Below are 20472 nucleotides of genomic sequence, written 5' to 3'. Positions count from 1 at the left end.
CATCAGCGTGGAACAAACCAGCAACCCAAGACTTCTCCCGGGGTGGTTGTTCGTTTGCTGTGAATCACACAGTGGACGCAAGTAAAATGTTTAGGGTGGTTAAGCCCTCGGCCTATTAGTACCGGTCAACTCAACACGTTACCGTGCTTACATCTCCGGCCTATCAACCCAGTAGTCTAGCTGGGAGCCTTACCCACTCAAAGGTGGTGGGATACCTCATCTCGAAGCAGGCTTCCCGCTTAGATGCTTTCAGCGGTTATCCCTTCCGAACGTAGCCAACCAGCCATGCTCCTGGCGGAACAACTGGCACACCAGAGGTTCGTCCGTCCCGGTCCTCTCGTACTAGGGACAGCCCTTCTCAAGTATCCAACGCGCACGGCGGATAGGGACCGAACTGTCTCACGACGTTCTAAACCCAGCTCGCGTACCGCTTTAATGGGCGAACAGCCCAACCCTTGGGACCTGCTACAGCCCCAGGATGCGACGAGCCGACATCGAGGTGCCAAACCATCCCGTCGATATGGACTCTTGGGGAAGATCAGCCTGTTATCCCCGGGGTACCTTTTATCCGTTGAGCGACACCGCTTCCACACGCAAGTGCCGGATCACTAGTCCCGACTTTCGTCCCTGCTCGACCCGTCAGTCTCACAGTCAAGCTCCCTTGTGCACTTACACTCAACACCTGATTGCCAACCAGGCTGAGGGAACCTTTGGGCGCCTCCGTTACCCTTTAGGAGGCAACCGCCCCAGTTAAACTACCCACCAGACACTGTCCCTCGACCCGATCAGGGCCGCAAGTTAGATACCCAAACCCAACAGAGTGGTATTTCAACAATGACTCCACCCGAACTGGCGTCCGAGCTTCACAGTCTCCCACCTATCCTACACAATTAAATTCAGATACCAATGTCAAGCTATAGTAAAGGTCCCGGGGTCTTTCCGTCCTGCCGCGCGTAACGAGCATCTTTACTCGTACTGCAATTTCGCCGGGCCTGTGGTTGAGACAGTGGGGAAGTCGTTACGCCATTCGTGCAGGTCGGAACTTACCCGACAAGGAATTTCGCTACCTTAGGATGGTTATAGTTACCACCGCCGTTTACTGGCGCTTAAGTTCTCCGCTTCGCCCCGAAGAGCTAACAGGTCCCCTTAACGTTCCAGCACCGGGCAGGCGTCAGTCCATATACATCGTCTTACGACTTGGCATGGACCTGTGTTTTTAGTAAACAGTCGCTTCCCCCTGCTCTCTGCGGCCATACCACGCTCCACCCGCAAGGGGCTTCACGCGTCCGGCCCCCCTTCTCCCTAAGTTACGGGGGCAATTTGCCGAGTTCCTTAACCACAGTTCACCCGTCGCCTCGGTATTCTCTACCTGACCACCTGTGTCGGTTTGGGGTACGGGCCGCTCAGAACATCGCTAGAGGCTTTTCTCGGCAGCATAGGATCAATGACTTCACCAGAACGGCTCGGCATCACGTCTCAGACTATATGCACCGCGGATTTGCCTACGGTACGTCCTACACGCTTACCCCGGCACAACCACCGGCCGGGATCATCTACCTTCCTGCGTCACCCCATCGCTAAACTACTACCCACCAAGTTCCTAGTCTCCATGCTTTTTGGTCCGAAGACCGCCGGCACTTCAAGTAGTTAGTACAGTGAGGTTCGTCTTGGGCGCTCTTTTGCGGGTACGGGAATATCAACCCGTTATCCATCGACTACGCCTCTCGGCCTCGCCTTAGGCCCCGACTCACCCAGGGCGGATTAGCCTGGCCCTGGAACCCTTGGTCATCCGGCGGAAGGGGTTCTCACCCTTCATTCGCTACTCATGCCTGCATTCTCACTCGTGTAGCGTCCACGGCTGGATCACTCCGCCGCTTCACCCGCAACACGACGCTCCCCTACCCATCAACACGCCTGGATCATGATCCGAAAACCATGACCGAGCAAAGTGTCAATGCCACAGCTTCGGCGGTGTGCTTGAGCCCCGCTACATTGTCGGCGCGGAACCACTTGACCAGTGAGCTATTACGCACTCTTTAAAGGGTGGCTGCTTCTAAGCCAACCTCCTGGTTGTCCATGCGATCCCACATCCTTTTCCACTTAGCACACGCTTAGGGGCCTTAGCTGGCGATCTGGGCTGTTTCCCTCTCGACTACGAAGCTTATCCCCCGCAGTCTCACTGCCGCGCTCTCACTTACCGGCATTCGGAGTTTGGCTGATTTCAGTAAGCTTGTGGGCCCCCTAGACCATCCAGTGCTCTACCTCCGGCAAGAAACACGCGACGCTGCACCTAAATGCATTTCGGGGAGAACCAGCTATCACGGAGTTTGATTGGCCTTTCACCCCTAACCACAGGTCATCCCCCAACTTTTCAACGTTGGTGGGTTCGGTCCTCCACGCGGTCTTACCCACGCTTCAACCTGCCCATGGCTAGATCACTCCGCTTCGGGTCTAGAGCATGCGACTAAAAACGCCCTATTAAGACTCGCTTTCGCTACGGCTTCCCCACACGGGTTAACCTCGCCACATGCCACTAACTCGCAGGCTCATTCTTCAAAAGGCACGCCATCACCCCGAAAGGCTCTGACGGATTGTAGGCGAACGGTTTCAGGTACTATTTCACTCCCCTCCCGGGGTACTTTTCACCATTCCCTCACGGTACTTGTCCGCTATCGGTCACCAGGAAGTATTCAGCCTTACCAGGTGGTCCTGGCAGATTCACAGCAGATTCTAGGAGTCCGCTGCTACTCGGGAACACCACAAAGAGGTCATACACTTTCGTCTACCGGGCTCTCACCGTCTACGGCCGACTTTCCCACGTCGTTCGACTAGCATAAGACTTTGTAACTCTTCGACTGTCTGTCAGAACAATCAAGTGGGTCCCACAACCCCTCACGTGCAACGCCTGACAGCTATCACACACGCAAGGTTTAGGCTACATCCGCTTTCGCTCGCCACTACTCACGGAATCACGGTTGTTTTCTCTTCCTACGGGTACTGAGATGTTTCACTTCCCCGCGTTCCCCTCACACGCCCTATGAATTCAGGCATGGATGACACGACATGACTCGTGCCAGGTTTCCCCATTCGGACATCCTGGGATCACAGCTAGGTTGGCAGCTCCCCCAGGCCTATCGCGGCCTCCTACGTCCTTCATCGGCTCCTGGTGCCAAGGCATCCACCGTTCGCCCTTGACAACTTAACCACAGAAAACAAGATGCTCGCGTCCACTGTGCAATTCTCAACCAACGACCAACCCACAACCTTCAAGGCCGTCCCACCAAACCTCAGAAACTGAGCGGTATGGGAGGCCAGGTCATGCCTGGCATTGAAAAACAACCACCCATATTTCAGGGCGCCGGTAAACCGGCTAGTTAGGGTTGTTCTTTCAGATACCCAACAGGGTGCTTATCGCCAGAATCCAGCCGCACCGACCCGCGTTCCACGCCACCGAAGCAGCTGTACTAACTAGAGCCGGCCGTTGCCGGTCCTGACTGGCCAGTGTCTCCGCCTGTGAGCTCCTCACCAACACATTCGGCTGGTGCAGGATTTCTGTCCGCTTTCGCGGAAGAATGCTCCTTAGAAAGGAGGTGATCCAGCCGCACCTTCCGGTACGGCTACCTTGTTACGACTTCGTCCCAATCGCCAGCCCCACCTTCGACGGCTCCCTCCCTTACGGGTTAGGCCACCGGCTTCGGGTGTTGCCGACTTTCGTGACGTGACGGGCGGTGTGTACAAGGCCCGGGAACGTATTCACCGCAGCGTTGCTGATCTGCGATTACTAGCGACTCCGACTTCACGGGGTCGAGTTGCAGACCCCGATCCGAACTGAGACCGGCTTTTTGGGATTCGCTCAACCTCACGGTCTCGCAGCCCTTTGTACCGGCCATTGTAGCATGCGTGAAGCCCTGGACATAAGGGGCATGATGACTTGACGTCATCCCCACCTTCCTCCGAGTTGACCCCGGCAGTCTTCGATGAGTCCCCGCCATTACGCGCTGGCAACATCGAACGAGGGTTGCGCTCGTTGCGGGACTTAACCCAACATCTCACGACACGAGCTGACGACAGCCATGCACCACCTGTGCACGACCCCGAAGGACCCCCCATCTCTGGAGGATTTCCGTGCATGTCAAACCCAGGTAAGGTTCTTCGCGTTGCATCGAATTAATCCGCATGCTCCGCCGCTTGTGCGGGCCCCCGTCAATTCCTTTGAGTTTTAGCCTTGCGGCCGTACTCCCCAGGCGGGGCGCTTAATGCGTTAGCTGCGGCGCAGAAACCCGGAGAGGGTCCCCACACCTAGCGCCCAACGTTTACAGCGTGGACTACCAGGGTATCTAATCCTGTTCGCTCCCCACGCTTTCGCTCCTCAGCGTCAGTATCGGCCCAGAGACCCGCCTTCGCCACCGGTGTTCCTCCTGATATCTGCGCATTTCACCGCTACACCAGGAATTCCAGTCTCCCCTACCGAACTCTAGCCTGCCCGTATCGAATGCAATGTCAGAGTTGAGCCCTGAGATTTCACATTCGACGCGACAAGCCGCCTACGAGCTCTTTACGCCCAATAAATCCGGACAACGCTCGCGCCCTACGTCTTACCGCGGCTGCTGGCACGTAGTTGGCCGGCGCTTCTTCTGCAGGTACCGTCACTTGCGCTTCGTCCCTGCTGAAAGAGGTTTACAACCCGAAGGCCGTCATCCCTCACGCGGCGTCGCTGCATCAGGCTTCCGCCCATTGTGCAATATTCCCCACTGCTGCCTCCCGTAGGAGTCTGGGCCGTGTCTCAGTCCCAGTGTGGCCGGTCGCCCTCTCAGGCCGGCTACCCGTCGTCGCCTTGGTAGGCCATTACCCCACCAACAAGCTGATAGGCCGCGAGTCCATCCCAGACCGAAAAACTTTCCACACAGACTTCATGCGAAGCTGTGTCGTATTCGGTATTAGCCCCCGTTTCCGAGGGTTATCCCAAAGTCCAGGGCAGGTTACTCACGTGTTACTCACCCGTTCGCCGCTCGAGTACCCCGAAGGGCCTTTCCGCTCGACTTGCATGTGTTAAGCACGCCGCCAGCGTTCGTCCTGAGCCAGGATCAAACTCTCCAACAAAATCTGTTGAACAATCGTCCCGGCAACATAAAAGTTGCCAAAGGAATCTCCCACCCATCGCCTAAACGATGAGCCGGGGTATTGCCATAATTGGCACTGGCTTATCAAGCACCCTGTTGAGTTCTCAAAGAACAACCGCACACCTTCGAACCGCTCCGCTTTCGCGTCTCGGCCCCCCGGGGCACTCGCTCTACTTTACTAGGCCCTCTCGGCGTTGTCAACCGGTTTCTCCCGGTTGGCTCCGATCTGCCCTAGTAAGTCCACCGCGCCAAGCGCGCAGCTATGCTGCGATCTCGGTTCAGTGGATTTGGCAGGACGGCCGGTGTGCGAATCTCTCAGTGCTGAGTGACCCGGTTTACCTCGCCCGTTTCCCTGCCGGCTCGCAAAACATTACCCGCTGGTCTCCGGGGCTCCAAAACCGGGGGTCGCCCTCAGCGGTTTCCGCAGGCCAGAGGCGGTTCAGGGGTGTCGTACCTCGACCATGCCCTCGCGAACGCGGACCGGGAGGACGGGCTGGTCGTTGCCGGCGGGCCCGTGCATCACGGCTCCGTCGGTGAGGCGGAAGGCGCTGCCGTGCCACGGGCACACCACGCATCCGTCAACGACCTCGCCTTCACTCAGCGGCCCTCCCTCGTGGGAGCAGCGCTCGATCAGCGCGGTGACCCGGTCGCCCTGACGGAAGAAGAGGACGGCGGTGTCACCCACCCGGCGAGCGGCCGGCTTGCCGTCGGGTAGTGAGGCGAGGGACCCCGCGACGGTCCACTCGTCGGGGAGGCGCGTCACCTCGGGAGCGGCGTGGCTGATTCCGGCGCCCTGGGCGTACGAGAGATGTCCGCCGAGAAATGCCCCCGCTCCCGCGACCGACAGTCCCGCGTAGGCCAGGGCCTTTCCCTGGGTGACCCGCCCGGTGAGCCGGGCCACCAGGGACGTCGCGTAGAGACCGGCGGCGAGCGCGTTGGCGGCGGCGTGGACGAGGCCGACCCGGCGCCGGTCCCTGGTCATCTCGGACCAGTCGACGAGGCCGGCGATCACGGCGGGGGCGACTCCGGCGAGGCCGGCCCCGATGAGCGCGGTGGCGGCCCGGCCCGTGGAGCGGTATCTGCCCAGGTCGAGGACCGCCGCGGAGAGGAAGGCGCCGACCGGGACCTGGACCAGCACCGGGTGCAGGGGATGCCCGATCCAGGTGCCATGGAGGAGGTCGCGCAGCGTGCGGGGCCGGACCGTGGCCGTGACCGCCGCCTGGAGCTTGTCGCTGGCGCCGTCGAGGGCGTCCGCCTGTTCGAGCCGGGTGAGAACCTGCCGCAACATGCCTTGGCGGTTCCCACGCGGTCGCGGTCGAAACGTCAGGCGAGCGCTTTCAGTGCGTCGCCGATGCCGCGGTGGAAGGTGGGGTACGCCCAGATCTGGCTGTGCAGGGTGCTGATCGGCACTTCGGCGTGGACGGCGACGGCGAGCGCGCCGATCATCTCGCCGCCGGCCGGGCCCGCGGTGGTGGCGCCGACCAGCACACCGCGCTCGTGGTCGGCGACGACCTTGATGAAGCCCTCGTTGCCGGGGCCGTGCACGAAGCCTCGGGAGGTGGCGGAGAGCGGGACGTGGCCCACCCGTACGTCGGTGAGCGTGTCGCGGGCCTGCTGTTCGGTGAGGCCGACCGCGCCGATCTCGGGGTCGAGGAAGGTGACCCGGGGACGGGCGCGGTAGTCGGCGCCGGGCCCGCCCTGGCCGAGGATGTCGCGGACCGCGATGTCGGCCTCGTACATGGCCATGTGGGTGAAGTTGCCGTTGCCGGTGACGTCGCCGACGGCCCAGACCCGGTCGGCGGCGCGCATCCGGTCGTCGGTGCTGAGGAAGCGGGCGCCCGGGTCGAGGCCGATGGTCTCCAGGCCGAGGTCGCCGAGGCGGGCGGCGCGGCCGGTGGCGACGAGCAGCCGGTCGCCGGTGACGGTGCTCCCGTCGGTGAGGGTCACGGTGAAGGCGCCGTCGTGGGAGACGTGGGTGGCGCGGACGCCGGTCCGCACGGTCACCCCGTCGGCGGTCAGGACTCCGGTGGCGACCTCGGACGATTCGGGTTCCTCCATGGCGAGGATCCGGCCGGAGCCCTCGATGATCGTCACCGCGACGCCGAAGCGGGCGAACACCTGGGCGAACTCGCAGCCGATCGCGCCGCCGCCGAGGATGATCAGGGAGCCGGGCAGGGTGGCGGCTTCGACGGCGTCCCGGTTGGTCCAGTACGGGGTGCCGGCGAGACCGTCGATCGGTGGGATGACGGCGACGGTTCCGGTGGCGAGGACCAGGCCGCGTGCTGCCGCGTACTCCTGCTCTCCGACCCGGACGCGGCCGGGACCGGTGATCGTGGCCCGGCCACGCACGAAGGTCCCGCCCTTTCCGGTGAGGCGGTCGACGGCGGCCTTGTCGTTCCAGTCGTCGGTGGCCTCGTCGCGGACGCGCCCGGCGACCGGTGTCCAGTCGGGTTCCACGGTGGAGGCGCCGGCCAGGCCGGGGATGCGCCGTGCCTCGGCGAGGGCGCTCCCGGCGCGGACCATCATCTTGGTGGGGATGCATCCCCAGTACGGGCATTCGCCCCCGACCAGGTTGTGTTCCACCCCGACCACGTCGAGGCCGGCCGAGGCGAGCCGTCCGGCGGCCTCCTCACCGCCCACACCGAGCCCGATGACCACCACGTCCACGTTGCGCACGTCGCCCATGGGTCCAGCTAACCATCGGGAGCGGGGATAGTCGCGGGTCCCGCCGGAGAGACGTTGACGGACGCAACCGCCGGCGGGCCCCGCTCCCGTCCGGGCGGACCGGACGGTGAATCAGTCCCGCAGCCAGACCGCCTCGTCCCGGTGCGATTCCAACGGTCCGGGGTAGTCGAGGCCGCGGCGTTCCGGTTCGGGGAGGCGCCACGGCTGATGCACGGCGGCGCCGTCGATCCCTTTCAACTCCGGTACGTAGCGACGAACGTACACGCCTTCGGGGTCGAACCGGAGCGCCTGGCGGATCGGGTTGAACCTGCGGTAGGGGCGGGTGTCGTTGCCGGTGCCCGCGGTCCACTGCCAGTTGCCCGAGTTGTTCGGCAGGTCGCCGTCGAGGAGCCATCGGAAGAACCAGGCCACCCCGAGCCGCCAGTCGATGCCGAGGTGCTTGGTGAGGAACGCCGCGGTGATCAGGCGGGCCCGATTGTGCATCCAGCCCTCGTCGCGCAGCTGGCGCATCCCGGCGTCGACGACCGGGACGCCGGTGAGCCCGTCCTGCCAGTGTTCCAGGGCGTCGGTGTCGTAGCGCCAGTCCCGGTCGGCGGCCGGGCGCAGCGCCTCGGTCGACAGTCTCGGGTGGACGCGGGCGACCTGGTAGTAGAAGTCCCGCCAGCAGAGCTGACGGACGAAGGCCTCGGCGTCTCGCGAGCGCGCCGTCTCGGCCAGGCTGAGCGGGGAGAGACAACCCCAGCGGAGGTACGGGCTGAGCCTGCTCGTGGCATCACCGGGAAGATCGTCGTGCGCGTCGCCGTACCCCTCGATGTCGTGTCTCAGCCACGCGGTGAGCCGGCGCCGGGCCGCGGTCTCGCCACCCTCGCAGGCGTGGGGTGATTCTCCGGCCGGGAGGGCCGGCAGGTCTCCGGGTGTGACGCCGTCCGGCAGGGTGAGCCGTTTCGGGGTGGCCGCCGTGGGTCGCCATCGTGCCACTGACCAGGAGCGATAGTAGGGCGTGAAGACCTTGTAGCAGTCTCCGCCGCCGCCCGGGCGGAGCGTTCCGGGTTCGACGACGGTGAGTCCGGCGTGGAGTTCGAGGGCGATGCGGTGGCGGTCGCACTCGTCCTTGAGGTGGCGTTCCCGGCGGCGGGCGTAGCCGCTCACGTCGGCGGCCAGGGTGATCGTCGTGGCTCCGGTGTCGCGGGCTGTCCGGATGGTCTCGGCGACCGGGTCGCCCTCGCGCACGACCAGGTCGCCGCCCAGTTTCCGGAGCCCGTCGCGCAGGTCGGCGAGGCTCTGGTGGAGGAAGCGGGTGCGGTTCGGGGAGAGGCCGGCGAGCGCGGGGTCGAGGACGTAGAGGGGGACGACCCGGTCGGCCGCGGCGCAGGCGGCGGCGAGGGCCGGGTTGTCGTGCAGGCGCAGGTCCCGGGTGAGCAGGACGACGGCGGTGGACATCAGGCCGCCAACTGGACGGGTGTGCCGGGGCGGGTGAGCAGGCTGCGGACCGCGACGGCGGCCCGGCGGTGGTGGGGGACGGTGGCCCGGCGGCCGAAGACGTCGTAGTCGATCGCCTCGATCTCGTCGAGGATGCCGCCGTAGAGCTGGAAGGCGGTGCGCATGCAGGCCTGGGATGCCGGTTCGAGCAGCGGGATGCCGGGGGCGGCCTGGGCGTAGTGCTCGCGGGCCCGGACCACCTCGGCCTTGATCAGCGCCTTGATCGCCGGGGTGGCCACGCCGGCGTGCAGGGTCCGCCGGGTGACGCCGAACTCGTCGAGGTGTTCCTCGGGGAGGTAGACGCGGCCGCGGTCGAGGTCCTCGGCGACGTCCCGGATGAAGTTGGTGAGCTGGAACGCGAAGCCGAGTTGCCGGGCGGGTTCGCGGGCGGCGACCGGGTCGGAGGAGCCGAGGATCGGCAGCATCATGGTGCCGATGACCGCGGCCGAGCCCTCCATGTAGTCGAGCAGGTCGCCGTAGGTCCGGTACGACGTGACCGTTATGTCCATCGTCATGCTGCGCAGGAACTTCTCGAAGTCCTCGAGGTCCAGGTCGAAGATCGCGATGGTGTGCAGCACGGCGGGGAGCAGCTCGTCGTCGGCGGGTTCGCCGCGGAGACCGGCGAGGAACTTGTTCGACCACGCGGCCAGCAGGGCGGCTCGCTCGGCGGAGGGCCGGGACTCGGTCCGGTCGACGATTTCGTCCGCATATCGGGTGAATCCATAGAGGGCGTGCACATGCCGGCGCTTCCACGCCGGTAGCAACCGGGTCGCCAGGTAGTACGTCCGTCCGTGCTCGCGGTGCAGTCCACGGCAGCGTTCGTAGGCCGCCGCCAGATCGGTTTCCATGCCGGGTCCTCCGGTCAAAATCGACGCACGAATCGACGCAACTTCACAAAGTTAGGGTACGGTACTGAGCGTGGCCAATCACACCCTCGAGGGAAATCGTCTCGAAGCGATCCCCCGCCAACCGGTCTCGCACCGAGCGCTGATCGGCGCCGTCGAGGGCACGCTGGCCGACTTCCTCGCCGCCCAGATCGCCGCGCTCGACGCCGTCGACCCCGCTCTGGGCGGATTCACCCGCACCGCCCGTGACCTGGTCATGGCCGGCGGCAAGCGGATCCGGCCGACCTTCGCGTACTGGGGCTGGCGCGGCGTCGTCGGCACAGGAGAGCCGGTCGAGGCCGTCTTACCCGCTCTCGCCGCTCTCGAACTCATGCACACCTTCGCCCTGGTGCACGACGACGTGATGGACCGCTCGGCGACCCGCCGGGGCCGGCCCACCGCGCACCGGCTCTTCGCCGCCCAGCACGGCGACCAGTTCGGTGACTCGGCCGCCGTCCTGGTCGGCGACCTCTGCCTGGTCTGGGCCGATCAGCTGCTGGCCCGCACCGCGGCGCCCCCGTCGGTGCTGGTCGAGGTCCGGGCCCGCTACGACCGGATGCGGATCGAGGCGATCGCCGGGCAGTACCTCGACGTTCTCGGCGAGACCGACCCGGCCTCCTGGTCGGTGGAGCGGGCGCTGCTCGTGGCCCGGCACAAGACGGCCAGCTACACCGTGCAGTGGCCGCTCGCGTTCGGGCTGGCCCTCGCCTGTGCGGGGCGCACCGATCTGGACGAGGCCTACCAGGTGTACGGGCTGGCCGTCGGCGAGGCCTTCCAGCTCCGTGACGACCTGCTCGGGGTGTACGGCGACCCCGCGGTGACCGGGAAACCGGCCGGCGACGACCTGCGTACCGGGAAACCGACGACCCTGCTCATGATGGCCCGCCGGATGGCCACCGAGGCACAACTCGACGAACTGGCGGTGGCCGGCGTCGCCCGGCAGGCCGAGATCATCGCGGCGACCGGTGCGCCGGCCCGGGTCGAGGAGATGATCCGGGACCGGGTCCGGGAGGGTGTGGCAGCCATCACCGATGCACCCGTTCGAGCCGACGCGCGTACCGCTCTGATCGAACTGGCGGCGGCCGCGAGCCATCGCCCGGCATGATGTTCTCCTTCCCCTCTGGCTTTTGTTTGGAGTCGTGACGTGCGAACCGTGACCGGACCCACCGACCGCGTCATCGTGGTCGGCGCCGGCCTCGGCGGGCTGGCCTGCGCGCTGCACCTGGCCGCGGCCGGGCGCCAGGTCACCGTGGTCGAACGGGAGCCGGTCCCGGGCGGGCGGGCCGGGCGGCTGGCCGTCGAGGGGTACGAGTTCGACACCGGCCCGACCGTGCTGACCATGCCCGACCTGATCGCCGAGCCGCTGGCCGCCGTCGGCGAGAAACTGAGCGACTGGCTGGAGCTGACCCCGCTCGACCCGGCGTACCGGGCGTACTACCCGGACGGCTCCACGCTCGACGTGCGTACCGACACCACCCGGATGGCGGCCGAGATAGCCCGGGTCTGCGGCGCCCGCGAGGCCGACGGCTACCTGCGGTTCGTCGACTTCACCCGGCGGCTCTGGCATCTCGAACGCGACCACTTCATCGGCCGGAACCTGGACACCCCGATCGACCTGCTCAACCTCAACCTGCTGAGGCTCCTCGGCATGGGCGCGTTCCGGCGGTTGCAGCCCAAGATCGGGGAGTACTTCCGCGATCCCCGTACCCAGCGGATCTTCTCGTTCCAGGCGATGTACGCCGGCCTCGCCCCGCACGACGCCCTGGCCATCTACGCCGTCATCGCCTACCTGGACTCGGTCGCCGGCGTCTACTTCCCCAAGGGCGGCATGCACGCCGTGCCGAAGGCGCTGGCCGGCGCCGCCGAGAAACACGGGGTGACGTTCCGCTACGACACCACGGTCGAGCGGGTGACCACCGCGCACGGCCGGGCCACCGGAGTGGTCACGGCCGACGGCGAACACATACCGGCCGACGTGGTGGTGCTCAATCCGGACCTTCCGGTCGCCTACCGCGACCTGCTGCCGCCGCGGCGCGGCCTGCGGCGGCTGCGCTACTCGCCCTCGTGCGTGGTCCTGCACATCGGCTCCCGCCAGGCCTATTCGCGGATCGCCCACCACAACATCCATTTCGGTACGGCGTGGAAGGGCACCTTCGACGAGGTGATCCGCAAAGGCCTGCTGATGAGCGACCCGTCCCTGCTGGTCACCAACCCGACGCACACCGACCCGTCCGCGGCGCCCGACGGCCGGCAGACGTACTACGTGCTCGCGCCCACCCCCAACCTCGAGGCCGGGCCGATCGACTGGCGCGGCGGCATGGACCGGCGGTACGCCGACGAACTGCTGCGCGTCCTGGAGCGGCGCGGCTACGTCGGCTTCCGGGACGGCGCCGAGGTTCAGCGGATCATCACGCCCGCGGACTGGGCCGACGCCGGAATGGCCGCCGGCACCCCGTTCGCGGCCGCGCACACGTTCGGCCAGACCGGCCCGTTCCGCCCGTCCAACCTGCACCCGAGCCTGCCCAACGTGGTGTTCACCGGCTCCGGAACACAGCCGGGCGTCGGCGTACCGATGGTGTTGATCTCCGGCAAACTGGCCGCCGCCCGGATCACGGAGGTCTCCTGATGATGTCCCGCGAAGCCGACCTGGTGGAGCTCGTCGACGACCACGGCACGGTCACCGGCTCGGCCACCGTCCTCGACGCGCACGAGTCACCCGGCCTCCTGCACCGGGCGTTCTCGGTGTTCCTGCGCGACCCGTCCGGACGGGTGCTGCTGCAACAGCGGGCCGCCGCCAAGACCCGGTTCCCGCTGCGGTGGGGCAACACCTGCTGCGGGCACCCCCGGCCGGGCGAGGAACTCACCGCCGCCGCCGGAAAACGCCTCGCCGAGGAGCTCGGTGTCGAGCCGGTGCCGTTCACCGAGGTCGGCGTCTACATGTACTTCGCCGAGGACCCGGTCACCGGGCGCGTCGAGCGGGAGTACGACCACGTGCTGCTCGGTGACGTACCCGCCGGACTGGAGTTCCGTCCCGACCCGGCCGAGGTCGCGCGCCTGCGCTGGATCACGGTCGACGACCTGCTCCGGGAGGTCCGGGCGACTCCGGAGGCGTACGCGCCCTGGCTCGGCGGGGTGACCGAACGCCTGGCGTCGCACCTGCTCGCCGCACCGGAGGGGCCGGGTGGGCGATGAGGGCCTGAGCGCCGGCGCGGCCGCACGCCGCCTCGGCGTCGCGGTGACCACGCTGCGCACCTGGCATCAGCGGTACGGGCTCGGGCCCAGCGTCCACGAGCCCGGCCATCACCGGCGGTACACCGTCGAGGACATGGTCCGGCTACAGGTCATGCAGCGGCTGACCGCACAGGGTGTGGCGCCCGCCGAGGCGGCCGCCTGGGCGTGCCGATCGCCGGCCGTCCTGCCCCCCACCGGCGGTCCGGCTCCCTCACCCTCTGCCGGCGACCCGGTCGTCTCGCCTTCCGTCGCCGGCCCGGTGAGCGTGAACGGGCCGGCCGGGGGCGGGCAGACCATCGCGCTCGGCGGGCGGGCCCAGCCGGCCGCCCGTGGACTGGCCCGGGCCGCCATGCGGCTGGACGCCCCGGCGATGCGCCACATCCTGGAATCCACGGTCACCGACCGCGGGGTGACCTTCGCCTGGGAACACGTGATGATGCCGGTGCTGATCGGCATCGGCGAACGGTACGAGGCCACCGAACGATTCGTCGAAGTGGAACACCTGCTCTCCCGCTCGATCACCGAGGCCCTCAGCATCGTGCCCCGGCCGTCGCGTGAGCTCGCCCCCCAGGTTCTGCTCGCCGCGGCCGACGAGGAACAGCACACCCTTCCCCTGGAGGCGCTGGCGGCCGCGCTGGCCGAGAGCGGGGTGCCGAGCCGCCTGCTGGGTGCACGGGTCCCGCCGCGGGCGCTGCTGGACGCGGTGGACCGTACCGGCCCCACCGTCGTGGTGCTCTGGTCCCAGGTGCCCGCCACCGGAGACGTCATCCAGCTGGACCGTCTGCTGGCCCGGCCGCACCCGCCGTTCCTGATCGGGGCCGCCGGACCAGGCTGGCCGGCCGCCGCACTGCCCCCGGCGGTGACCCGCCTGACCGGCCTCACCGGAGCCGTCCACGCCGTCACGGCCGCCTGCGCCTGACGTTTCCCCTGCTCAGAGCCGTGTATGCAAGAAAGGGGGGTACCGATTTGAAGATCAGTACGGGTATCGCATATGCTTTGCATGCCTCAAGCGGGGGGCGCGGTTGGGGCCAAAACCACCAAACGTTGCCAGTCGCGCAGCCAGCGCGATGTGCAATGATGGCGGAGTTGCCCTCATCGTCTAGTGGCCTAGGACGCCGCCCTTTCAAGGCGGTAGCACGGGTTCGAATCCCGTTGGGGGTACTGGTAAGTTAGCAGCGAAGGTTGCTGACGAGCCAAACGGCAAGACAGTTACATAGCAAGGTCCTGTGGAGCAGTTGGAGTGCTCGCCGCCCTGTCAAGGCGGAGGTCGCGGGTTCAAGTCCCGTCAGGACCGCAAGGCAAGTTCACGGCCAGGTAGCTCAGTTGGTACGAGCGTCCGACTGAAAATCGGAAGGTCGGCGGTTCGACCCCGCCCCTGGCCACCAGGCTCTTCGCCGGGCTCTGAGCACCGTCCACCAGCGTTTTCGCGCGGTGGACGTTTTGCTTTCCAGGGTGTTTTCGGCCCCTCGAAGTTGACCTCTGCTGACCGCGGATTCCCCATGATCGCCATCCCAAGTGGCACGCTCGGTGCACGGCGATCCGCCTCTGCAACCGCGGCCGGCCGACCCGGTCTCGATCAGTGACAGCCGACACGTCACGGTGCCCACCCCTTTCGGTGGCAAGCCGCGAAGCGGTGCGGCGGCCGATCGCCGGAAGCCACAGCGGCGCCCAGCCACAAATGCGATCGTCTCGGCTTGGCGCCGCACCTACCCTCACGGTCGAGTCACATTCCACGATGGCCACACCTCGGAAGGGCAGTCGCCTGATCACCGTCGAGGGCACGGTCTACCGCTGGGCGGTCAGATCCAAGCCGACGTACTGCCAGGGGCTCAACTGTTCACTGCACGCAGCCCAAGCGTCACCCAGCCTGACCTGCTCAGATGCGCATGACTTAGCCTCATGACATGAATTCGGGAATTGGCGGGGTGTTACTCGGTTTGCTAGGCATCGCTCTGCTGTACCGGGTTATCAGGACGGCTGTCGCACACGGCATCGCCGACGCTGAGGCCAAGCGGCGGCGCGAGACCGCGAAAAGGCCCTGACCGAACCGGTACGGCTCACCGGATGCACGCCCGGGCCGATGTTGCACGTTCACTGCACGCGGCCCGGTCTCACCCGTACTGAACTGGCCTTTTGTCTCTGACTGAAATCGGAAGGTCGGCGGTTCGACCCCGCCCCTGGCCACTCTCCAAGAAGCTGGCACGCAAGCCCTCACCTGCGATCACGCGGTCGAGGGCTTCGTCTTTTCTCGGGTCCGATACCCCGGCGACCGCACGGCATCGCCGACGTTGAGGCCAAGCGGCAGCGCGAGACCGCGAAAGGCTCCGACCGAACCCACGCGGGATGGAACCCGGCGGCGAAGATGGGCCGAACGGCCCCTCTCGGCGTGACCGTTCCCTGCCGATGGGAGGGACAACTATCGCGCTGGTTGTGGCCAAAGGAGGCGGCATCATGGTGCAGGCGTCTTCGTCAGCAAAAGGTTCCGGGCAGAACGGCTACCGGATCGGGTCGAGTCATGATGCCCCGATACCTACGGGGACGGCCTCATCCCGTCCGCCGGGCGGCGGCAAGTTGCCGCCGATCGTGTGGCAGCGCACCGACTACGGCAAGATCATGCGCGGGGATCTGCTCGGTGTCGGGAAGAGCGTGGTGGTGGCGCTGCTCGGGATAGCCGTCTTCATCGCCGCCGGGATGGGCATCGCGCTCCTCGTGACGACGATCATGAAGGCTCTCGGAGTCGATCCGGCGCCGTTGTTCTGATCCCGGTTCTGGTCTTGGAAAGGGAAACGGCCCGGCCGCTGAACGCGGCCGGACCGTCCCGGTGGAGCGTGATGGTCAGCCGAGGCGGCCGATGATGGCCGCGCGGGACGCGGACAGGTTGCCGATGTAGTCCTGGAAGGACTTGTACTCGCAGGACGCCTTGCCGCTCTTGAGCACCAGGCAGAGGTCGACGCCGGAGCCGCCGGTCAGCTTGTCCTTGGCCTTGGAGCTGCCGATGGCCTTGAGCTGGTCGTTGATGTTCTCGCCGGCGAGGAGGTCGTCGCCGGAGCCACCGTTGATGGTGTCGTTGCCGGACTGGCCGAGCACGCCGTCGTCGCCGGAGCCGGCGTCCACGATGTCGTTGCCGGAGCCGGCGTTGATCTCGTCGTCGCCGGCCTCGCCGTAGATCTTGTCGTTGCCGGAGTCGCCCCAGACCTGGTCGCCGAATTCGGTCGCGGTGCCGGTGCCGGCGCCCGCGTAGATCTTGTCGGCGCCCGCGCCACCGTGCAGACGGTCCCGGCCCGCGGCACCGTTGATCAGGTCCGCGCCGGCCCCGCCGTACGCCTGGTCGTCGCCGTCCTGGCCGTAGATCTTGTCGTCGCCGGCGCCGCCGGAGACGTTGTCCGGGCCCGCGCCGCCGTAGACGATGTCGTTGCCGGCGTTGCCGTAGATGACCTCGCCGCCGGCGCCGCCGTAGATCTTGTCGTTGCCGGTGGCGCCGATGATGCGGTCGTTCGACGAACCGCCGACGAGGGTGTCGTTGCCGGCGCCGCCGTCGATGACGCTCCCGAACGCGGTCTTGTTCTTGACCCAGTCGTTCTTGTCGCCGAGGCTGACGCTGAGGTAGCTGATCTTCGTGGCGGTGCAGGTGACCTTGGTCGCGTCACCGGCGACCGCAGTGCACCCGGCACCGGCCTTGATGGCGACCAGGTCGTCGAAGGTGACGGTCTGTCCGGAGCCGGTGATGGTGAGCCCGTTGGTCTTGCCGCCCCAGGCAGCGAAGGCGACCACGCCGTTCGCGTCGACCTTCACCGAGCCGACCGCGGCGGCCTGGGCCGGGGCGGCGAGCAGAGCGGTGGAGCCGACGGCCGCGGCGGTCGCGCCGATCATGGCAAGGATCTTGCGGTTGGGCAGGTACATGTAGGAACCCCCGTGGTGAATCCGGCCGAAGAACCAGCCAGTGATGCCGATGATAATAGAACGGTACCGTTTCGACGTCATACCATTATTCAGTGACTCACGTCACTGGGTTGACGTCAGGAGTGCGAGGCCCGGATCTTCGCGACCCGGTCGAGGATCGTGGCGACCTCCGCCGACGGAGCGACCGACTTGGCGCCCGCCTCCTCGGGGAACTCGAAGAGCTCGCAACCGGCGGTCCGGGCACCCGGGGTCACCAGGCAGATGTCGCCGATGGTCGCGTGGGCGCCGCCGTTGACCAGGTCGGTCGCGGTGGCGCTGCCGATCGGGGCGTCGTTCTCGTCGACGTCCTCGTTCACCAGGATGTCGTCGCCGTCACTGCCGTAGATCTCGTCGTTGCCGCCCTCACCGAACGCGACGTCGTCACCGGTGCCGCCGGAGATCAGGTCGTCGCCCTCGGAACCGAAGAGGACGTCGACGTCGCCCTCGCCGAAGAGCCGGTCGTCGCCCTCACCGCCGTCGACGAAGTCGCCGAAGACGAACTCGCCCTCCTCGTCGGTGAAGGTCACCTCACCGGCACCCGCGTAGACGACGTCCCGGCCGGCGCCGGCCAGGACCGAGTCGGCGTCGGCGCCACCGAGGATCCGGTCGTCGCCGTCGTCACCGAGCAGGAAGTCCTCGCCGGCCTCGCCGTAGATGCTGTCGTTGCCGGAGCCGCCCCTGATGCCGTCGCCGCCCGCACCGCCGATGAGGACGTCGGTTCCGCTCGCGCCCTCGATGAGGTCGTCGCCGGCCTCGCCGTACGCCCGGTCGTTACCGGTGCCCGCGTAGATCTGGTCGTGACCGGTCCCGCCGCGCAGGGTGTCGTTGCCGCCCTCGCCGTACAGCTTGTCGATGCCGCCGTTGCCGTACAGGGTGTCGTTGCCGCCGCCGCCGCGCAGCTCCTCGCCCGCCGCGCCGCCGATCAGGGTGTCGTTGCCCAGGCTGCCGGTGGCCACCAGGTAGACCGAGGTCTTGTTGCGCACCCAGTCGTTCTTGTCGCCGAGGTTGACGTCGAGGGTGGCGGTCTTGGCCGAGGTGGTGCAGCGGACCTTGGTCCGGTCCCCGGAGACGGCCTTGCAGCCCTTGCCGGGGGTGATGGCGACCTTGTCGTCGAGGGTGACGGTCCGGCCGGAGATGGTGATGGTGAGGCCGTTGGCCTTGCCGGTGGCGGCCCGGAACTGGACGGTCTTGCTGCCGACGACCTTGGCCGCACCGCCGGCGGCCGCCTGCGCGGGCGCGCCGAGGAAGGCGGTGGAGGCGACCGCGGCGGCGCTGGCGCCGATGACGGCCAGCATCCTGCGATTGATCAGGAACATGTGATCCCCCGTGAGTACCGATCAGGGTCGGCGCCGCCGACACATCGGCAAAGATCGTAGAACGCTACCGTTTCGACGCGCCTCAGCCGAACAGATGATCCACAGACAAGAAGGAACGGCCCGGCCGCAAGAAGCAGCCGGGCCGTTCCCAAGAAGGGTGTTGCCTACTTCGCCGGGCGGATCGTGGCGAGGCGGGCGGTCAGCTCGGAGCTAGCACCGGCCGACAGGCCGGCCGCGCTCGGGCCGGTCGCCTCGCAGTTGGTGATCGTGGAGGAGCCGGTCACCAGGCAGAGGTCGCCGTAGGTGACGTGGGCGCCGCCGTCCACGCGGTCCGCCGCGGTGGCGCTGCCGACGGGGGTGTAGTTGTACGGGTCGTAGCTGTCACCGGCGAGGATGTCGTCACCCTCGTTGCCCCAGACCTGGTCGTTGCCGGCGCTGCCCTCGATGACGTCCCAGTCGGCGCCACCGGCGATGCGGTCGTTGCCGACGCCACCCTCGATGAGGTCGGTGTCGCCCTCGCCGTAGATGGTGTCGTTGCCGGCGTCGCCGTAGACGGTGTCGCCGTAGACGTACTCGCCCGAGGTGTACTCGCCCGCACCGGCGTAGATGTAGTCGTTGCCCTCGTTGCCGCTGAGGACGTCGACCTCGGTGCCGCCGTAGAGGAGGTCGTTGCCGGTGCCGCCGCTGAACTTGTCCAGGCCGGCGTTGCCGTACAGCTTGTCGGCGCCCGTGCCGCCCCAGATCTGGTCGTTGCCGGCGCCGCCGACCACGTAGTCGTCGCCGCTCTCGGCGATCAGCTTGTCGTTGCCGCCGTTGCCGTAGAGCTTGTCGTTGCCGTAGTCGCCCTGCAGTTCCTCGCTGGCGTTGCCACCGATCACGGTGTCATTGCCGGTGCCGGCGTCGGCGAGCATGTAGACGTTGGTGTAGTTGCGCACATAGTCGTTCTTGTCGCCCAGCGCGACGCTCAGCTTCGCGGTCTTCGCCGAGGTGGTGCAGCGGACCTTCTTCGAGTTGACCGACTTGCAGCCCTTGCCGGCCTTGATGGCGACCTTGTCGGTGATCGTGACGGTGCGGCCGGAGATGCTCAGCTTCACCGAGTTCGACTTACCCAGGAGTGCCTGGAACTGGACCGTCTTGGTGCCGACGACCTTCGCCAGGCCGGCCGAAGCCGCCTGGGCCGGGGTCGCGAAGAGGGCGGTGGTGGCGATCGCGACAGCGGTGGCGCCAACGGTGGCAAGCGTTTTGCGGTTGATCAAAGACATCGAAAGAACTCCCCGTTCAAGAGCGGGCGGAAGCCGTCCACGGAGAAAGATCGTAGAACGATACCGTTTCGGCCCGCTGACCCGTTCACAGTGACGCATGTCACTAAATCATTTCGTACGTGTGTCAGCAGCCAAGCACAGCCCCGACCCGGTGGCCAAGCGGGCGCATCGTGACCCGCACCCGGTCCACCCCCGCCGACTCACGGATCACCGGAATCAACGAGCAGTCGAAGTCACGCCCCAGCGCGGTCAGATGAAGAGCCTCGTCCTCCACCCGCACCCCGTCGACGGCCGGCAACCCGCCGAGCGCCTCCCGCACCGCCGAGCGCTCCGCCACGCTCGCGTCCGGCACCATGTACACCGCGATGGTGAACTCACGCTCGGGCATGTGCCGCCAGCCGGCGTAGTACATGACCCCGGTGGCCGAGGCCGCCCCGAGGATCAGCGTGACCGCGGCCACCGCCAGGAGCAGGACCCAGCGCCGATTCCGCTCCACATCGAACACTTCCCCGTCGGTCATGAAGCGAGAAGTTATCTCAGCGCGCCCGCATACGGT

General features: G+C 66.7%; 13 protein-coding genes, 3 tRNA genes and 2 rRNA genes. 8 read left to right on the top strand and 10 right to left on the bottom strand.

Annotated elements, in window-relative coordinates:
• Positions 1 to 95: 95 nt before the first annotated feature.
• The 6 genes from BJ964_RS11220 to BJ964_RS11195 form a co-directional block, all read right to left on the bottom strand.
• Positions 96 to 3205: ribosomal RNA gene (locus BJ964_RS11220) — 23S ribosomal RNA — on the bottom strand.
• 378 nt (positions 3206 to 3583) lie between these two features.
• A 16S ribosomal RNA gene (locus BJ964_RS11215) occupies positions 3584 to 5100 on the bottom strand.
• Together the 16S and 23S rRNA genes form the textbook arrangement of a ribosomal RNA operon.
• A 459-nt stretch (positions 5101 to 5559) precedes the next feature.
• Positions 5560 to 6408 carry a Rieske 2Fe-2S domain-containing protein gene (locus BJ964_RS11210; RefSeq protein ID WP_188120619.1) on the bottom strand — a complete coding sequence of 283 codons (849 nt, stop codon included), beginning with the start codon at positions 6406 to 6408 and terminating at the stop codon, positions 5560 to 5562.
• A gap of 35 nt (positions 6409 to 6443) precedes the next feature.
• Positions 6444 to 7805 carry a dihydrolipoyl dehydrogenase family protein gene (locus BJ964_RS11205; protein ID WP_188120618.1) on the bottom strand — a complete coding sequence of 454 codons (1362 nt, stop codon included), beginning with the start codon at positions 7803 to 7805 and terminating at the stop codon, positions 6444 to 6446.
• Positions 7806 to 7916: 111 nt separating this feature from the next.
• Positions 7917 to 9245: a cryptochrome/photolyase family protein gene (locus BJ964_RS11200; protein ID WP_188120617.1), complete on the bottom strand. Its 1329-nt coding sequence runs from the start codon at positions 9243 to 9245 to the stop codon at positions 7917 to 7919.
• Positions 9245 to 10132: a phytoene/squalene synthase family protein gene (locus BJ964_RS11195; protein WP_188120616.1), complete on the bottom strand. Its 888-nt coding sequence runs from the start codon at positions 10130 to 10132 to the stop codon at positions 9245 to 9247. The genes BJ964_RS11200 and BJ964_RS11195 overlap by 1 nt, the downstream gene beginning before the upstream one ends.
• A gap of 109 nt (positions 10133 to 10241) precedes the next feature.
• Between BJ964_RS11195 and BJ964_RS11190 the strand changes: the two genes are divergently transcribed.
• From BJ964_RS11190 to BJ964_RS11155, 8 genes are all read left to right on the top strand, one after another.
• Positions 10242 to 11273 carry a polyprenyl synthetase family protein gene (locus BJ964_RS11190; protein ID WP_229807123.1) on the top strand — a complete coding sequence of 344 codons (1032 nt, stop codon included), beginning with the start codon at positions 10242 to 10244 and terminating at the stop codon, positions 11271 to 11273.
• 39 nt (positions 11274 to 11312) lie between these two features.
• Complete coding sequence (gene crtI / locus BJ964_RS11185; RefSeq protein ID WP_188120614.1) at positions 11313 to 12794, top strand: phytoene desaturase family protein; 1482 nt, start codon at positions 11313 to 11315, stop codon at positions 12792 to 12794.
• Positions 12794 to 13360 (top strand): isopentenyl-diphosphate Delta-isomerase, encoded by a 567-nt coding sequence (gene idi, locus BJ964_RS11180; RefSeq protein ID WP_188120613.1) that lies wholly within the window; start codon positions 12794 to 12796, stop codon positions 13358 to 13360. The genes crtI and idi overlap by 1 nt, the downstream gene beginning before the upstream one ends.
• Positions 13350 to 14318 (top strand): MerR family transcriptional regulator, encoded by a 969-nt coding sequence (locus BJ964_RS11175; RefSeq protein WP_188120612.1) that lies wholly within the window; start codon positions 13350 to 13352, stop codon positions 14316 to 14318. The genes idi and BJ964_RS11175 overlap by 11 nt, the downstream gene beginning before the upstream one ends.
• A gap of 169 nt (positions 14319 to 14487) precedes the next feature.
• A tRNA-Glu gene (locus BJ964_RS11170) sits at positions 14488 to 14560 on the top strand.
• Between the two features lie 59 nt (positions 14561 to 14619).
• Positions 14620 to 14693: transfer RNA gene (locus BJ964_RS11165), tRNA-Asp, on the top strand.
• 14 nt (positions 14694 to 14707) lie between these two features.
• Positions 14708 to 14784, top strand: a tRNA-Phe gene (locus BJ964_RS11160).
• Between the two features lie 1186 nt (positions 14785 to 15970).
• Positions 15971 to 16159: a hypothetical protein gene (locus BJ964_RS11155; RefSeq protein ID WP_188120611.1), complete on the top strand. Its 189-nt coding sequence runs from the start codon at positions 15971 to 15973 to the stop codon at positions 16157 to 16159.
• 75 nt (positions 16160 to 16234) lie between these two features.
• Here BJ964_RS11155 and BJ964_RS11150 read toward each other — a convergent pair whose 3' ends face one another.
• The 4 genes from BJ964_RS11150 to BJ964_RS11135 form a co-directional block, all read right to left on the bottom strand.
• Positions 16235 to 17299, bottom strand: coding sequence for a calcium-binding protein (locus BJ964_RS11150; protein ID WP_188120610.1), 1065 nt, complete (start codon positions 17297 to 17299; stop codon positions 16235 to 16237).
• A 116-nt stretch (positions 17300 to 17415) separates the two neighbouring features.
• A complete protein-coding gene (locus BJ964_RS11145) occupies positions 17416 to 18654 on the bottom strand; it encodes a calcium-binding protein (RefSeq protein ID WP_188120609.1) in 1239 nt (412 codons plus the stop codon).
• 164 nt (positions 18655 to 18818) lie between these two features.
• Positions 18819 to 19916, bottom strand: coding sequence for a calcium-binding protein (locus tag BJ964_RS11140; protein WP_188120608.1), 1098 nt, complete (start codon positions 19914 to 19916; stop codon positions 18819 to 18821).
• Positions 19917 to 20040: 124 nt separating this feature from the next.
• Positions 20041 to 20436 (bottom strand): hypothetical protein, encoded by a 396-nt coding sequence (locus tag BJ964_RS11135; protein WP_188120607.1) that lies wholly within the window; start codon positions 20434 to 20436, stop codon positions 20041 to 20043.
• Positions 20437 to 20472: the final 36 nt, after the last annotated feature.

Source organism: Actinoplanes lobatus (assembly GCF_014205215.1).
GTDB classification, from domain to species: domain Bacteria; phylum Actinomycetota; class Actinomycetes; order Mycobacteriales; family Micromonosporaceae; genus Actinoplanes; species Actinoplanes lobatus.
Note: the sequence above shows the minus strand (reverse complement) of the source record. Positions and strands in the feature narration are given on the sequence as shown.

Excerpts from the sequence above, each read along its gene's own strand:
- BJ964_RS11145 (WP_188120609.1), bottom strand. The coding sequence starts at position 18,654 with ATGTTCCTGATCAATCGCAGGATGCTGGCCGTCATCGGCGCCAGCGCC.
- BJ964_RS11200 (WP_188120617.1), bottom strand. The coding sequence starts at position 9,245 with ATGTCCACCGCCGTCGTCCTGCTCACCCGGGACCTGCGCCTGCACGAC.
- idi (WP_188120613.1), top strand. The coding sequence starts at position 12,794 with ATGATGTCCCGCGAAGCCGACCTGGTGGAGCTCGTCGACGACCACGGC.
- BJ964_RS11205 (WP_188120618.1), bottom strand. The coding sequence starts at position 7,805 with ATGGGCGACGTGCGCAACGTGGACGTGGTGGTCATCGGGCTCGGTGTG.
- BJ964_RS11135 (WP_188120607.1), bottom strand. The coding sequence starts at position 20,436 with ATGACCGACGGGGAAGTGTTCGATGTGGAGCGGAATCGGCGCTGGGTC.
- BJ964_RS11150 (WP_188120610.1), bottom strand. The coding sequence starts at position 17,299 with ATGTACCTGCCCAACCGCAAGATCCTTGCCATGATCGGCGCGACCGCC.
- BJ964_RS11140 (WP_188120608.1), bottom strand. The coding sequence starts at position 19,916 with ATGTCTTTGATCAACCGCAAAACGCTTGCCACCGTTGGCGCCACCGCT.
- BJ964_RS11210 (WP_188120619.1), bottom strand. The coding sequence starts at position 6,408 with ATGTTGCGGCAGGTTCTCACCCGGCTCGAACAGGCGGACGCCCTCGAC.
- BJ964_RS11195 (WP_188120616.1), bottom strand. The coding sequence starts at position 10,132 with ATGGAAACCGATCTGGCGGCGGCCTACGAACGCTGCCGTGGACTGCAC.